This is a genomic window from Yunchengibacter salinarum (assembly GCF_037658235.1).
GTDB lineage: Bacteria > Pseudomonadota > Alphaproteobacteria > Sphingomonadales > Kordiimonadaceae > Yunchengibacter > Yunchengibacter salinarum.
In genome coordinates this window covers 70,366-85,862 of the sequence record NZ_JBBJLN010000009.1, presented here as the reverse complement: position 1 = coordinate 85,862, position 15,497 = coordinate 70,366, and the positions used below count along the sequence as shown (strand labels likewise).

The following is a 15,497-nucleotide window of genomic DNA, read 5'->3' as shown; positions in this document are numbered from 1 at the left end:
CATATCTGGCTTATTGCTGGTCCAGCCACACGGTCCAGCCGGCGGTCCAGTCATCGTCCGCGCTGACGGCGCCGATAAAGTCGGTGCTGTCGAAGAACGGATCGACGGCGGATGCGTCGGTGGCGGTGACCGCGGCTTCATTGGCGCCGCTGATGAACGCCTTTCCGCCATTTGCGGGCTGTTGAAGCGAGGTGGTCCCGATCACGTTGTTCGGCTGGTTTTCAAAGAAAGCCCGTACCGAGAAGGGATCGCCGTCGTCTTCATTGGTGGGGTCGCCGCAGCGGTCGCCCAGCAGCGTGCTCTCGATGGTCAGCCCGCCGCTCAGGTCCGTGGCGGAGGTGCCCGCATTATCGAAGGTGGCCTCGTCGTCCAGGTCCAGGCAGGCGTCGGTGAAGTTGTCCACCACCGCGTTCCAGAGCCGGATGGCGGAGCCACGACGGATCTGAAGGCCCTCGTCGCTGCCCGGCGTGCCCGCGCCCAGAATGGTGGCGTTGGCCACCAGCGGCTGGGAGCGCGGCGTGGCATCGTTGGCGCCTTCGCGGTTATCGCCTTCAAAGCCGCGATCGCTTTCCTGGTTCGGGTTCTGCATCACCAGCAGGTATTGCACCCTGCCGCGCCAGCCGAAGGTCCAGTCCAGGCTGTCATCGTCGGCGCCGGTGAGCACCAGGTGCTTCACATTGGCGGTGCCGCCGAAGAACTCCACGCCGTCGTCGGCGCCGTTATGGACCTGCAGGAAGTCGATTTCCGTGCCGGAGCCCACGCCCTGGAAGGCGATGCCGTTCAGTTCGTCGGTGGCGGTGATCGGGTTGCCGGCGAACTTGACCCGCACGAAGAAAAGCTGGCCGCTGTCGTCCGTGTCGTCATTGCCGCCATAAAAGCCGCTGTCGCCCTCGCCGTCGGCTTCGCAGATGCCGCTGTCGCAGGTGTTCAGCGTGGACCGGCCATTGATGACAAGGCCGCCCCAGAGCGAGGTGTCGGTGTCCAGATTGCGGGTTTCGTCATCAATCGCCGTGAAGGTGACCGGTGCGTTTCGCGTGCCATTGGCGAAGATCTGGCTGCCCCGTGTGATCACCAGCAGGGAGGTGCGGTCTTCGGCTTCCACCGTTACACCGGCATCGATGGTGAGCGTGGCGGATTGCGCGTCCGGGTCGGGGGCGTTTACGTCCGGGCCCACATCCTGGCCGATGGTGACCGGCCCGCTCAGCAGATAGTCCAGCCCCGCCACAAGCCGCAGGTCTTCGGTGATGGTGCCGGACAGCACACAGGTATTGCCGCCGTCACGGGTGGTTACGCCGTCCACATTGGTGGGGCAGGTGGGGGCCGGGTTCAGACCCAGTGTCCAGCCCAGTGTCCAGTTGTCGGCGGGGTCGTCGCTGCGTACCGCGCCAATGTAATCCACGCTGTCGAAGAAGCTGTCCACAGCGGCGGGGTCGGTGGCCGTCACGGCGTTTTCAGCCTGGCCATTGATGAAGCGGTTGGACAGAGACGTGGTCCCGATCACGTTGTTCGGCTGGTTTTCAAAGAAAGCCTGTACCGAGAAGGGGTCGCCGTCGTCTTCATTGGTGGGATCGCCGCAGCGGTCGCCCAGCAGCGTGCTCTCGATGGTCAGCCCGCCGCTCAGGTCCGTGGCGGAGGAACCCGCATTGTTGAAGGTGGCGTCATTGTCCAGGTCCAGGCAGGCGTCGGTGAAGTTGTCCACCACGGCGTTCCAGAGCCGGATGCCGGAGCCACGGCGGATCTGAAGGCCCTCGTCGCTGCCCGGCGTGCCCGCGCCGATCACGGTGGCGTTGGCCACCAGCGGCTGGGAGCGCGGCGTGGCATCGTTGGCGCCTTCGCGGTTGTCGCCTTCAAAGCCGCGATCGCTTTCCTGGTTCGGGTTCTGGATCACGATCAGGTTCTGGATCTTGCCGCGCCAGCCGAAGGTCCAGTCCACGCTGTCATCGTCGGCGCCGGTGATCACCAGATTTTTCACATTGGCGGTGCCGCCGAAGAACTCCACGCCGTCGTCGGCGCCGTTGTGCACCTGGATGTTGTTCAGCGTGGTGCCGGAGCCCACGCCCTGAAAGGCGATGCCGTTCAGTTCGTCGGTGGCCGTGATCGGGTTGCCGGCATAGCGCACCTGCACGAACTGCATGGCGCCGCTGCTGTCGGTGTCGTCATCGCCGCCGTAAAAGCCGCTGTCGCCTTCACCTTCGGCTTCGCAGATGCCACTGTCACAGGTGTTCAGCGTGGCCCGGCCATTGATGACAAGGCCGCCCCATTCGGATGTGAAGGGCTCTTCCAGTTTCGGGCCGGAGAAGCCGGGGCGCGGATCAAGGCCCAAGGCCGCGCCAAAGCCCAGGTCCTGGGCGGAGGTGAAGACGATCGGGTCACCAGCAGCGCCATTGGCCTGGATTTCGGACCCGCGGGCAATGATCAGAAGGTCGGTGGCGGTGGCGCCATAAATGTTCACGCCGGGTTCGATGGTCAGCACGGCGGGGTCGCCATCCGTGGCATTGCCGTCGGCCCCAATATCCACACCAACCTGCACGGAGCCGCTCAACTGATAGACATTGCCAGCGGTCAGTGTGACATCATCGGTGATCTGGCCGCTGAGCTGGCAGTGCTCATTGTCGCCGACCATGACCGGATCGGTACCCGTGGGGCAATCACCGGCGGCGCCGTCGTCGCCGCCATTGTCGCCGCCATTGTCGCCGCCGCTGTCGTTGTCGCCGCCGTTATCACCCCCGACGCCGGGATTGGGCCCTTCAAGGCCGGGTGTGGCCAGCTCGGTGGAGCTGTCGCCGCACGCGGCAAGGGCCAGCGTGGCGGTAGCCGCCAGCAGCATTGATTTCAAAGACCTGATTTCCATGATATTCCCCGCAGATTGTGCAGATTCCGAACAAAGTTCGCACGAATGAACGCCAATGAGCCCAAGACCACGCGGCCAGACAGCACCACATGACACATCAGCCCCCTGTTTGGCTGATGCTGCTCCTACGGACGGCGTGTTACAGATTTTTAACGGCGGCGGGGCGCCATCGGGCCAAGGCGGGGATAAAAGGGGGAAGATAGTCGCCCTTCATTCCTGACGGCCCGGAGAGGGAAATTTAACACATTGTTTTAACGTGATAATTTACTGCATCGCCCGCAGAAAGTCCTGCGCCGACCCGGATGTTGCAGTTGTGTGAATTTTGGATTTCGGAATAGTGTCAGAGCTGGAATCCGGTTCAGGAAGGGCCGGCAACCATCTGTTATGGCGTGTTTTTCCGTGATCCGGTCAGGTTACCGGGCCTTTGCGGGCGAAATCGCTTCGGCGCCACAGTCCGCTGGACAGAACCGACTCCATGACGGTGACGGCGCGGTGGATATCGCCATAGCCGGTATAGAGCGGTGTCAGCGCGAAGCGCATCACGTCCGGGCCGCGGAAATCCCCCACCACGCCCTTGGTCATCAGGCTTTGCACCAGATTGTAGCCATGCTCGAAACGCAGTGCGATATGGCTGCCGCGCCGGTCATGAGCACGGGGGCTGGCCAGATGCACCCCAAAGGGGGCGAGCTTCTCCTCGGCCAGGTCCATGAACAGGTCGCCCAGCGCCAGGGATTTTTCCCGCACAAGAGCCATGTCCACGTCCGCCCACAGGTCCAGCGCCGCATCCAGTGCCCGCAGGCCCAGAATACCGGGTGTGCCGGTCAGCAGGCGGCGCAGGCCGGGGTCGGCCTCGAACTTGTCGTGAAAGGCAAAGGGGGTCTTGTGCCCGAACCAGCCGGTAAGCGGCTGGTCCAGGTCCGCGATCAGGTCTTCGCGCACATAGGCAAAGGCAGGCGCCCCCGGCCCGCCATTGAGATATTTGTACCCGCAGCCCACCGCGTATTCGGCGCGGCTGCTTTTCAGGTCAAGCGGCACCGCCCCGGTGGAATGGCTGAGATCCCACAGCATCTGCGCCCCCGCGGCGTGGGCGGCTTCGGTGGTGGCCTGCATGGGCCACATTTCCGCGCTGACAAAATGCACATGGGTCAGCAGAAGCAGCGCCACGTCCTCGCCAAGGCTGTCCATGACCGCTTCGCGCGGGACCACATCCAGCACCACATCGGGGCCGAGCAGGCTCGCCAGGCCATCCAGCATGTAGATGTCCGTGGAAAAATTGCCCGCCTCCGTCACCAGACGGCAGCGGGACCGGCCCGTGCGGTCCCGGTGGCGCCGTATGGCGGCGGCGGCCAGCTTGAAAATGTTGATGGACACCGTGTCCACCGCGATCACGCTGGCCGGGTCGGCGCCGATCAGGGGGGCGATGCGGGCGCCGCACTTGGCGCCCAGATCATACCAGTCACTATCGGCCCAACTGCGGATCAGGTCCCGGCGCCATTCGCTGTACAGGGTCTTTTCCACCTTCGGCCCCACGGCTTTGGGCATCGGGCCAAGGGAATTGCCGTCCAGATACAGGGTGCCGTCTGGCAGCTCGAAGCGGTTTTTCAGCGGTGCCAGCGGGTCGTTCTCGTCCTGGCGCTTGCACCAGTCCAGCGAATAGGTGGGCATCACATTCTCCTCAGCACGGCGCGAACCGGGCTGGCATCCGCTCCGGCCATCCTGAGCGGCAGGGCGATCAGCTCGTAAAAGCCGGAATGCACATCATCCAGCACCAGACCTTCCAGAATGGCCATGCCCGCCCGCTTGACGGCCATGTGGGCATCCATGGTCTTTGATGTCAGCGGGTCGAGCGACGGGCTGTCCACCCCGATCAGTCGCCCGCCGCGCTCGGCGATCAGGGCGATGCTGTCCGCCGCGATGGGGGAGAAGGTTTGCGGCCAGTGATCGTGCGGGAAAGCGGGGAAAAGGCGCAGCAGCACCCGGCTCACCCGCTCCGGCAGGTGGGGGGCGAGCGCGTCCGGCGTGATCGGCCCGTCATGGCCGCGCGCCGACAGGTCCAGCACGAAGGCGGGACCCAGATAGGGCGCCAGCGGGCTGGCCGCGCTGTCCAGCCCGTCCGCGTCGTAATGCAGCGGGGCATCCGCATGGGTGCCGCTGTGGGTGGATAGCGTCAACCGGCTGACATTGACCGGGCAATCCGGCCCCATGGCCCAGCTTGTATCCCGGCCAAAGGCGGTATCGCCGGGCCAGACGGGCATGTCGGGGCGCAGGGTCTGGGAAATATCGATCAGGTCCGGGTCTTTCATAGGGCCGTTCGTACTGTCCAGAGTTCAGGGAAGAAACGCAGGTCCAATGCCTTTTGCAGATAGGACACGCCGGACGTGCCGCCGGTCCCCCGCTTGAAGCCGATAATGCGTTCCACCGTTTTCATGTGTGCAAAGCGCCATTTCTGGAAGTGGAATTCCAGATCCACCAGCTTTTCCGCCAGTTCATACAAATCCCAGTGGGTTTTGGGATCACCATAAACCTGCGCCCAGGCCGCCTCCACTTTGGTGTCCGGCTCATATGGGGTGGCCCAGTCCCGGTCCAGCACCGAAGGGGGCAGATCAAAGCCGCGCCGGGCCAGAAGTTGCAGGACCAGATCATAGAAGCTGGGATTGTCGAGCACCGCCTTCAGGGCGTCATGGATGGCGGGGGCGGCCTTGTGGGCGCGCACCATGGCCGGGTTCTTGTTGCCCAGCCGGAATTCCAGCTCCCGATACTGGAAGGACTGGAAGCCGCTGCTCTGGCCCAGCGAGTCGCGGAAGGCGCTGTAGTCCGCCGGGGTCATGGTGGCCAGAATTTCCCAACTCTGTTCCAGATTGTTCTGAATGCGGGCGATGCGGGCCAGGGCCTTCATGGCCGGGCCGAGCCGGTCGGCGCGCACATCGTCCATCGCCCTGGTCAGTTCGAACAGGCAGGCTTTCAGCCACAGTTCGCTGGCCTGATGGATGATGATGAACAGCATTTCATCGTGGCTGTCGCTGACCCGGTGCTGGCAGGCCAGCAGGCGGTCCAGTTTCAGATAGCCGCCATAGCTCATGGACTGGTCCCAGTGGATGGGCTCGTCGGCCAGGTCGATGGCGGTGGTGGTACCGGTTTCCTTGCTGTGCACCCTTGTCCCCCCTTTCAAGGATGATCGCGTTTCAGGACGACCTTAGACCCCTGCACGCGGGATGGAAAGCCCCGCGGCGAGGCCTGTGCCATCGGGTCGCCCCGGTGGAGACTTGCCCGCCACAGCGCGGGCGGCTAGGGTGCCGGGCGCTTGACCCGCGCAGACAGAAAAAGGACCGCCGCCATGCTCAAGGCCCAGATCGTGCCCGTTACCGCGCTCGCCCAGAATTGCAGCATTGTCTGGTGCGATGAAACCATGGAAGGCGCCATTATCGACCTTGGCGGCGATGTGGACCGGGTGCTTGCCAAGGCCGCGGAACTGGGCGTGAAAGTGACCAAGCTGCTGCTGACGCATGGCCATCTGGATCATGCGGGCGGCGCCGCCGAAGGGCGGGAGCGGCTTGGCGTGCAGGTTATCGGCCCGCACCGGGAAGACAGCTTCTGGCTGGACCAGATCGAAACCCACGCCGCCGAATACCGGCTGCCGGGCCTGCGCAATGTGACCCCGGATCAATGGCTGGAAGGGGGCGACCGGGTTTCCTTCGGTAATATCACGCTGGAGGTACGCTTCACGCCGGGCCACACGCCGGGCCATATCATTTTCTTCGAGCCCGAAAGCAAAGTGGCCTTTGTGGGCGATGACCTGTTCAAGGGGTCGATGGGGCGCACCGATTTCCCGCGCGGGGATTTTGATACGCTGATCCGCTCCATCACCACGCAATTGTGGCCGCTGGGCGATGATGTGACCTTTGTGCCCGGCCATGGGCCGCTGTCCACCTTCGGGGAGGAACGCAAGACCAACCCCTTCGTGGCCGACAAGGTTCTGGCGGGCTGAGCGCACGCCCGTCGGCCCTGTTTGCCGGCGCCATCTTTCCGGCAGGATGCACTGCCCACTTGTGCGGATGCGGAGCCGGTTTAGAATGCCCCTTACGGAACTGGCAGGGTGAGGGGCCATGACCACACAAGGCGAGACGGATCAGGGGCAGGCTGAAGTCGGGCCACGGGGCAATCAGGCCGGGGCGGCGGCTGATCGCGGGCATTTCCCCGCCTTTCGGCGCTTTCTGGGCCGATTGCGCTGGCACAGACAAGCGCCACCAAGGGACAATAGCGCCGAGCGGCGGGGCACCGTATCCGCCCATGCCCATGCCACCTGCATGAATTGCGGTGCCGGGCTGACAGGTGGCTTCTGCCATATGTGCGGCCAGCGGGACCGGGATCTGCGCCGCCCGCTATGGACCTTCCTTGAGGAAATGATCGACCCGATCTTTTCCGCCGACAGCCGCATCACGCGCACCATCTTTCGCCTGATCTTTCTGCCGGGAACGCTGACGCGGGATTATATGGCCGGGCGCCGGGCGCGCTATGTGACGCCGTTCAAAATGTATGTGGCGACCACCTTCCTGTTCTTCATCACCCTGTCGCTGGCCAATATCGCGCTGGTAGACCTGCGTGCCATCCCCAGGGACGCCGAGACCGGGGAACAGTCCGCCGCCGGGGCGGCTGACGCTGCCGAAGTTCAGGGCAACGGGCTGCCGGCGGATGCCGCCGCCATGCTGAATAGTCTGCCGGATGGGGTGCTGGATGCAATGACGGTGCGGGATGACAGCGGCAGGCAGATCCCCCTGCGGCAGGCGCTCGCCGATCCGGGTTTCACGTTGAACGCGGACCAGCGGCGAAAAATCGAACGGTTGCTTGAAAAGATAAAAGGCAAGGACAGGCCGAACATCGTCCAGCTTGGCGGGGCGCCGGTAAGCGATGGCTATGTGACCGTCAATCTGGATGAATTGCCGTTTCGCCTGGAACTGGGCGCTTTCACGCCGATCACGGATCGGGAGCGGTTTCAGGTGGCGGAGGCGGACGTGGCAAGCGCCCTTCAGGCCGAATCCGGCGATACACGGACGGAGCGCCGCCTGAGCCGGGGGCTGGCCCGTGTGGCCAATGATCCGACCGCCTTCAACGGCATGTTCAACGATCTGCTGCCCAAGGCGCTGATCATCCTGATGCCGGTTTTTGCCGCCTTTCTGTGGCTGTTTCACTGGGGCCGGTCGCGGCATTATCTGCACCAGCTCGTGTTCGCCCTGCATTTCCACAGTTTTCTGTTTGTGCTGCTGACGGTCATGGTGCTGCTCGCCCCTTATGTGGCGGGGCCGGTGCTGGCCTGGATATTCTGGATCGGGTCCAGCCTGTATCTGATCGTGGCCCTGTGGCTGGGGCAGGATCAGGGCGTGATCCGGGCCTTCATCAAGGCGGGCCTGATCTATTCCATCTATTTTTTGATGCTGTCGCTGGCATTGGGGATTATTCTTTATGAGGGGCTGACCGCCGCCTGACCACCCCCTGATCGATTACCCGCCTGACGTTTCTGGCGGGCCTGCGTCTGGCGCCCGCGATCTGGGGTCGGTCTGGCGGACGCGCCCGCCCGGCCAGTGTTTTCTGACCTGTTTCGTCGCCATCAGGCCACAAGCTGGTCCACGGCGCTTTCGGCATCCGACAGGGCGCGATCGGCCCTGGACATTTGCGCGTCCGCGGCGATGAAGGTCACATCGGTGATGCCCATAAAGCCCAAAATGTGGCGCAGATAACCGGTGGCGAAATCGATCTCGCTGTCCAGCCGGGTGCCGCCGGATGCCATGGCCACGATGGCCCGTTTGCCGGTCAGCAGCCCTTCGGGCCCGTTTTCCGTATAGCGGAAGGTCACGCCCACACGCGCCACCTGGTCGATCCATGCCTTGAGCGCGGCGGGCAGGGCGAAATTATAAACCGGCAGGCCGATCAGCAGGGTATCCGCGCGCTGCATTTCCTCGATCAGGCCATCGGACAGGGCCAGCGCCGCATTCTGTGCCGCGTCGCGCTCGGCGGCGGGGGTGAAATTGGCGGCCACCCAGTCTTCGGTGATCTGCGGTATGGGGGTCGCGGCCAGGTCCCGCACGATGATATCGGGCACCGGGGCGCCGGAATCGCGGGCCGTCGCTTGCAGGCGTTTCACATATCGGCCCGTAAGCGCGCGGGTGGTGGACCCGCTGGCGCGGGCGCTACTGTCCAGATGAAGAACGGTCTGTGGGGTCATGATATCTCTCCCTGTTGGATTGCCGGATGTTTCGGCCTCAAGGGGGAGATTAGGAAACCCGAAAACGAAACGGTAGCGGCATATATGCCAATGCCATGTTGCGTTCTACGCAACGCGAGATGCGCTCAGCCGTCCTCGCGGGGTTCCAGCGACAGGGCGGCCGAGTTGATGCAATAGCGCAGCCCCGTGGGGGGCGGTCCATCGGGGAACACATGGCCCAGATGGCTGTCGCAATGGGCGCACAGGGCTTCGGTGCGCACCATGCCCACGCTGGTGTCCCACTTTTCCCGGATGGCGGCCTGGTCCACCGGTGCCGTATAGCTGGGCCAGCCGGAGCCGCTGTCATATTTGCTGTCGCTGTGGAACAGCCCGGCGCCACAGGCGGCGCAGCGATAGAGGCCCGCTGTCTTGCAGTTCCAGTATTTGCCGGAAAAAGGGGGTTCCGTGCCGCCGCAGCGGCACACCTCATATTGTTCCGGGGATAGTTTTTCTCGCCAGCGGGCATCGTCGTCATGCTGGGTCATGGCAAAGAGCCTTCCTTGAAATCGCGCCGATGCGTGGTGCGGATGCGATCATTCCTGCACCCGACAGGCCAGACAGCGGGCATAGATGCCGTTCGGGTCGTTCATGGCGCTCAGCTCATCAAGGGTGCTGCGAACGAACCGTGCCACCTTTTGGGGCGTGGCCGCCAGCCCGCCCTGAAGGCCGTTTTCGCTGGCCGGCGGCAGGGCGCCGCCATCCGCCCGGCCCAGCAGGGACGCCATCAACCGGCTGTCCATCAGATCGGCCAGAAGCTTTTCGAACCTGTCGGGCTTGGGCCGGTAGAAGACCGCTTTCCAGTCTTCCACATCGGCCTTTGCCGCCGCGGCTTCAAGGGCGTCATCGAAATCGCCCAGCCTGTCCACAAGGCCTTTGCGGTGCGCATCCGACCCGATCCAGACCCGGCCCTGGGCCACCGCGTCCACCTGCTCGGTGGTCATGCCGCGCCCTTCGGCCACCAGGCCGAGAAATTCGCGGTAGGTGTTCTCGATACTGGCCTGGATCACGCCTTTGGCGGTATCGCTCAGCGGGCGGGAGACGGAAAAGGCGCCCGCCAGATCGCTGGTGCCCACACCGTCGCTGCTGATGCCCACTTTCTTCAGCGTGTTTTCAAAGGTGGGCACCACGCCGTAAACGCCGATGGAGCCGGTGATGGTGCTGGGCCGGGCCCAGATTTCATCCGCCGTGGCGGAGACCCAGTATCCGCCGGATGCGGCCACGGGGCCGAAGCTGGCGATCAGCGGCAGGCCGCCGCTCTGCGCGGCCACCAGTTCCTGCCGGATCAGGTCGCTGGCGAAGGCGGAGCCGCCGGGGCTGTCCACCCGCAGCACGATCGCCCTGGTCGCCGGATTGTTGCGGGCGGCGCGGATCTGGTCCACCACCGTTTCGGCTGCCGCCACGGTGATCGGGCCGCGCCCCATGACGATTTCGCCCTGAACCGTGATGACGGCGATTTCATTGTCGCTGTCCTGCTTTTTCCGCGTGGCTTCCAGATAGGCGCGGTAATGGATCTGCTTGAACGAGTTGCCATTGCCGGACTTGCCGTATTTCTCCGTCAATTGGGTACGCCAGACCGCCCGCGGGGAGATTGCATCCACCAGCCCCTGTTCCTGAGCATACAGGGCGAAATTGCCGTCCACCGCCTCAAGGCCGCCGGGCAGGGCGTCCAGCGCCTTGTCCAGCCTGTCGCGGGGCAGATCGCGGGCCGTTGTGACCTTGCCCGCATACTGCCTCCAAAGCGCGGTCAGATAAGCGCGGTTCGCCTGTTTGGCGGCCTCTGACATGTCGTCGCGGGTATAGGGCTCCGGCCCGGACTTGTAGGTGCCCACCCGGAATACATTCACCGAGGCATCGATCTTTTGCAGCATGGCGTTGAAATAGGTGCCATAGCGGCTGTACCCGGTGATGAGCGCGCTGCCCGCCGGGTTCACATGCACTTCATCCGCCGCGCTGGCCAGCAGATAGCTGCCCTGGGTATAGGCGGTGGAAATGGCATGGACCGGCTTGTCCGCCGCGCGGAAATCCAGAAGCGCATCATGAATGGCGTGCAGATGGGCCGGGGCGGCGCCGATCATGCCATCGGTATAAAGCGCGATGGCCTTGATGCGGGAATCGTCCCGCGCCTTTTCGATGGCGTCCAGGATGTCATGGACGCTCACCTGCGGGGGCTCGTCGTCCAGCGCCTTGAACGCCATGGCCAGCGGGTCCTTGGGGGCAACCTGTTCCACGATTACGCCATCGGGTGCCAGCACCATCACGCCGCCATCGGGGACGGTGGGGCCTTTCCTGCCGCCGCTGAGGGATACTGTCACGACCACCAGCAGGATCGCCAGAAGCCCCATGAAGGCGGTGCCAAACCCCTGAATGAAGCCGACCGCCGCCTTGATGATGTCCCAGACCACTTTCATGGATCAACTCTCCCAAAAACCGTAATTGCCGGTCACGGCTTGCCAAGCCGCCCGGAAACGCGAAATGATGGTGCGACCCGGCGTCAATAGCGTCAAGGCGCATTTGGCGTGCCCAAGGGATTTGGGGCGGGGCCGTCACCACGGCAAGGGGCCCGGCACAAGGTATTGATAGGAAAGGGGGGAGCATGAGCGCGCACATACCGGACACCGGCACCGCCACGGGCGGGCGGCATCACCGTCGCGGCGGTCTGGCGGACGACATCGATTACCGGATCGAGGGCCAGGAAATGCAGTTCGTGGAGATCGAACTGGACCCCGGCGAGTCCGCCGTCGCCGAGGCGGGGGCCATGATGTACAAGGACTCGACGATCAGCATGAACGCGGTGTTCGGCGACGGATCGGGCCAGGAAGGCGGCTTTATGGGGCGGCTTCTTGGGGCTGGAAAGCGGCTGATCACCGGGGAAAGCCTGTTCACCACCGTGTTCGCTCATGAAGGAACCGGCAAGGCCCGGATCGCTTTCGCCGCGCCCTTTCCGGGCAATATACTGGCGCTGAAGCTGGACAGTCTGGATGGCCCGCTGATCTGCCAGAAGGACAGTTTCCTCGCCGCCGCGCGCGGCGTGCAGATCGGTCTGCATCTGCAAAGGCGGATTCTCACCGGCCTTTTTGGCGGTGAAGGGTTCATCATGCAGCGGCTGGACGGCGACGGCTGGGTTTTCGTTCATATCGGCGGCACCGTGGTGGAACGCACCCTGGCCCCCGGTGAGGTGCTGCATGTGGATACCGGCTGTCTGGCGGCCATGACCGGCGACATCGATATGGATATCGAGCGGGTGGGCGGCATCAAATCCATGATCTTCGGCGGGGAGGGCGTATTTTTCGCCCGCCTCACCGGCCCCGGCAAGGTATGGCTGCAAAGCCTGCCCTTCAGCCGACTGGCTGGCCGGATGCTGGCCGCCGTGCCGCAGCGGGGCGGCGACCGGGGCGAGGGGTCCGTGCTGGGCTCGGTGGGCAATTTCCTGGACGGGGACAACCGGTTTTGAGCCGGGGCAAATGCCATATCCGACCCTTGCCATCCCTGTACCGGGAGGCCGGGTTTCACGCCGCCTTTCCCAGCCTGCTGGCGGGGCCGGGCGGGGATGCGCTGCTTGCCTTTCGCCGGGCACCGGATCATCGGGCCTTTCTTGCCCGCGACGCCGAGGGGCCGGCGCTGGACCGGGTGGACCATCTGCACTTTCGTTCGCATATCGCGCTGCTCCGGCTGGACCGGGAAGGGCACCCGACGGAGCCGCCACGCACCGCGCCACAGGACCCGCGACTGGCGGATCAGGACCCCAGCCTGTTTGTGGCCCCCGGCGGGGCGATCGGGCAACTGGGCTTTCACTGGCACCCCTTTGCCGTGGACGATGAAGACCTGGACCCGGCGATCCTGAAACAGAGCCGCCGCCCGGTGGCGGGCGGGCCGCGCTATATGTCCTGGCACGCCTATGCCCGCATCAGCCCGGATTTCGGCCACACATGGGGGCCGCGCCAGAGCTTCGGGCCGGACCCGCTGGTGCCGCCGCTGGTGCCGCCTTCCCGGCCCGGCACCGCCAATGTGCGGGGGCGCGTGGCGGCGCTCAGGGGCGGGCGCCTGCTGGCGGCCACCTATGCCAGTCAGCTTAGCGGGGTTGGCTCGGCGGTGCGGCTTTACAGCAGCGGCAACGGCCTGTCCTGGCTGGTGGAGGGGGCGCCCGTCGCGCATTCGAAGGCGAAGCTGGTGGAGCCCACGCTGGTCAACTGGCCCGCCGGGCGCATCACCTTGCTGGCGCGCACCTTTTCGGCGGATGACGCCATCGCGGTGACCATGGGCGGGGACCGAACGGCCGATTTCGCCCCCGTGCACCTGACCGGCTCGGCGCGCGGCCACCCGGTGGACCCGCTGGTGCTGCCGGACGGGCGCTTGATGCTGGTTTACGGCTATCGCCATGCGCCATATGGCGTGCGCTTTCGTCTGGTGTCGCCGCTGACCGACGGGGGTGAGCCCGTGGCCGATGGGGCCGGGCTGGTCGCGGCCATCGATCATGCGCCGGAACACATCATCACCGATCGGGTACCGTCCCCCGACTGCGGCTATCCCAGCGCCGCCCTGATGGCGGACGGGCGGGTTCTGGTGGCCTGGTACGCCCCCGACGAGGGCGGCGTGCGCGGGATTGACGCCGCCCTGGTCAGCCCGTAAACGTCTGCCCGCAATCTCGGCCCACCGTGACCGTGCCCGCGTTTTCACCGCCACATGTCAGACAGGAAGGATAAAGCGCCATGGCAGCCCATGATCCGCGCCTGCCGGAAGGCTTCCGGCCCTGGGGGGATACCGACCCGTTCGAGCAACTGGTCGGGCCGTTTTACCTGCGCCGGAAGAACGATGGCACCCATGAAGCGGCCATGATGCCGGAGCCTCGCCACTGCAATGCGGGCGGAATGCTGCATGGTGGTCTGCTGATGAGCTTTGCCGACTATGCGCTGTTCGTGATCGCGCGCCACGCGCTGAAGGACGATCTGGGCGTGACCGTGACCTTTGACAGCCAGTTCATCGCCCCGGCCCGGCCCGATGCGGTGCTGATGGCCGACGGGGCGGTGGTGCGGGCCACCGGGTCGCTTATTTTCGTACGCGGCGCCATCCGTCAGGATGAGAGCACGGTGCTGACGATTAACGGAATTGTGAAGCGGATCAGAAAGACGCTATGATACGATAGCTTCGCTGTTTTGCGATGAGGGGGTGTGCCCGGTCTGAATTTCGTTAACGGATGATTAACGTTTTCCCTATAGACGGGATGATGCGCATGGTGGGCAGGCCAGCGTATGTAAGCAGGAGTTTCGTGTGACAGGGCAGGGTTCAACACCACGGTTCGCCGCGGGTGCGGTTGGTTTTGCAATCGTTTGCAGTCTGCTATTGGTGTTGGCCGTATTGCTGGCGCCGGAAAGTCATGCGGCCCGTTTCGTGCTGGCCACCCGGCGCAATGCCAGTGTTTCCAAGTCCTATGAATTTCAGGCTCTGTGGACCGCGGTGCGCCACGCCCCCGGCGCCCATGAGCTGGATATCGTCAAGGTTGACGAGCCGCAGGCCACCACCATGGATCGGCTGGCGGCGGGCGATGCGCCGTTCAATGTGTTCATCGCCGGTTTCTCCGCCGAGCGGGAAGCCCGCTTTGCCCAGGTGGATTTCCCCATTTCGCGCGGGTTGCTGGGCTATCGTCTGCTGATCATTCCGCCGGATCGGCAATCGCTTTTCAACGGCATAGACAGTCTGGAGGCCCTGCAACGTCAGGCCCGGATCGCTTCCGGGACCGGCTGGCCGGATACCCGCATTCTCAAGGCCAATGGCATCAAGGTGGAGGAGGGCGACTATATGGCGCTCTGGGACCGGGTGCGCGCCGGCGCGGCGGACGGCTATGGCCGCGGCGCCAACGAGGTGATGCCGGAAATCAATGGCGGCCCCGGTGACGGTCTGGCGTTGGAAGAAAGTCTCACCATCGTCTATCGCCTGCCGCAGTTCGCCTATATGGCCAAGCAGGATCAGGAACTGGCGGACCTTCTGATGCAGGGCTTTGAAGGGGCCTTTTCACAGGGCACACTGGAAGCCCGCTTCTATCGGCATGATCGCAATGCCAAGGCGCTGGACCTGTTGAAGGGGCGCCGCGTGATCCGTTTGACGAACCCCGCCCTGACCGACCGGGTGAAGGCGATCCCGGATATGTATTGGGTCTCCCCCACCGAAGAGAATTAACGGCCTGTGAGCGTTTCGGCGCGTGTTGGAGCCCTTGCCGGGGGCGTGGGCGTGATGTTAAGTCGCCCCGTCCGCCTGGCCTGTCTGAAGGGGCGCCGTGCCGGGGGCAAAAAAATCCGGAAAATTTTTTGCCAGCTTCTTGAAGCCGTCTGCGTGCCTGCCTATATGCGGGTCACGTTAGCACTCTGGAGGGTCGAGTGCTAACACCCTTCTTCAGGA

13 protein-coding genes are annotated in these 15,497 nt (G+C 64.5%); 6 read left to right on the top strand and 7 right to left on the bottom strand.

The window, feature by feature from the left end; genetic code table 11:
• Nucleotides 1-10: 10 nt before the first annotated feature.
• From WGH93_RS10940 to kynA, 4 genes are all read right to left on the bottom strand, one after another.
• The gene (locus tag WGH93_RS10940; RefSeq protein WP_374764926.1) at nt 11-2,851 is read right to left on the bottom strand and encodes a beta-helix domain-containing protein; all 2,841 of its coding nucleotides are present in this window, start codon (nt 2,849-2,851) and stop codon (nt 11-13) included.
• Nucleotides 2,852-3,259: 408 nt separating this feature from the next.
• Nucleotides 3,260-4,516 (bottom strand): kynureninase, encoded by a 1,257-nt coding sequence (gene kynU, locus WGH93_RS10935; protein ID WP_374764925.1) that lies wholly within the window; start codon nt 4,514-4,516, stop codon nt 3,260-3,262.
• Nucleotides 4,516-5,154 (bottom strand): arylformamidase, encoded by a 639-nt coding sequence (gene kynB, locus WGH93_RS10930; protein ID WP_374764924.1) that lies wholly within the window; start codon nt 5,152-5,154, stop codon nt 4,516-4,518. Before kynB ends, kynU begins: the two co-directional genes overlap by 1 nt.
• Nucleotides 5,151-5,930, bottom strand: a complete 780-nt coding sequence (gene kynA, locus WGH93_RS10925; RefSeq protein ID WP_374765038.1) for a tryptophan 2,3-dioxygenase — start codon at nt 5,928-5,930, stop codon at nt 5,151-5,153. The genes kynB and kynA overlap by 4 nt, the downstream gene beginning before the upstream one ends.
• A 255-nt stretch (nt 5,931-6,185) precedes the next feature.
• On the opposite strand from kynA, the gene WGH93_RS10920 reads away from it, so the two are divergent.
• A complete protein-coding gene (locus tag WGH93_RS10920) occupies nt 6,186-6,836 on the top strand; it encodes an MBL fold metallo-hydrolase (RefSeq protein WP_374764923.1) in 651 nt (216 codons plus the stop codon).
• Between the two features lie 118 nt (nt 6,837-6,954).
• Nucleotides 6,955-8,331, top strand: coding sequence for a DUF3667 domain-containing protein (locus WGH93_RS10915; RefSeq protein ID WP_374764922.1), 1,377 nt, complete (start codon nt 6,955-6,957; stop codon nt 8,329-8,331).
• 122 nt (nt 8,332-8,453) lie between these two features.
• On the opposite strand, the gene WGH93_RS10910 is transcribed toward WGH93_RS10915, so the two are convergent.
• From WGH93_RS10910 to sppA, 3 genes are all read right to left on the bottom strand, one after another.
• Nucleotides 8,454-9,068 (bottom strand): FMN-dependent NADH-azoreductase, encoded by a 615-nt coding sequence (locus tag WGH93_RS10910; RefSeq protein WP_374764921.1) that lies wholly within the window; start codon nt 9,066-9,068, stop codon nt 8,454-8,456.
• A 125-nt stretch (nt 9,069-9,193) separates the two neighbouring features.
• Nucleotides 9,194-9,592 carry a peptide-methionine (R)-S-oxide reductase MsrB gene (gene msrB, locus WGH93_RS10905; RefSeq protein ID WP_374764920.1) on the bottom strand — a complete coding sequence of 133 codons (399 nt, stop codon included), beginning with the start codon at nt 9,590-9,592 and terminating at the stop codon, nt 9,194-9,196.
• A gap of 48 nt (nt 9,593-9,640) precedes the next feature.
• Entirely contained in the window at nt 9,641-11,515 is a 1,875-nt protein-coding gene (gene sppA / locus WGH93_RS10900) for a signal peptide peptidase SppA (RefSeq protein WP_374764919.1), read from the bottom strand.
• A 185-nt stretch (nt 11,516-11,700) separates the two neighbouring features.
• Between sppA and WGH93_RS10895 the strand changes: the two genes are divergently transcribed.
• The 4 genes from WGH93_RS10895 to WGH93_RS10880 all read left to right on the top strand — a co-directional run bounded on the left by WGH93_RS10895 (nt 11,701) and on the right by WGH93_RS10880 (nt 15,278).
• Nucleotides 11,701-12,558 (top strand): TIGR00266 family protein, encoded by an 858-nt coding sequence (locus tag WGH93_RS10895; RefSeq protein WP_374764918.1) that lies wholly within the window; start codon nt 11,701-11,703, stop codon nt 12,556-12,558.
• Nucleotides 12,555-13,733, top strand: coding sequence for a sialidase family protein (locus WGH93_RS10890; protein ID WP_374764917.1), 1,179 nt, complete (start codon nt 12,555-12,557; stop codon nt 13,731-13,733). Before WGH93_RS10895 ends, WGH93_RS10890 begins: the two co-directional genes overlap by 4 nt.
• A gap of 80 nt (nt 13,734-13,813) precedes the next feature.
• A complete protein-coding gene (locus WGH93_RS10885) occupies nt 13,814-14,239 on the top strand; it encodes a PaaI family thioesterase (protein WP_374764916.1) in 426 nt (141 codons plus the stop codon).
• 208 nt (nt 14,240-14,447) lie between these two features.
• On the top strand, nt 14,448-15,278 hold the full coding sequence (locus WGH93_RS10880) for a hypothetical protein (protein WP_374764915.1): 831 nt from the start codon (nt 14,448-14,450) through the stop codon (nt 15,276-15,278).
• Nucleotides 15,279-15,497 lie beyond the last annotated feature (219 nt).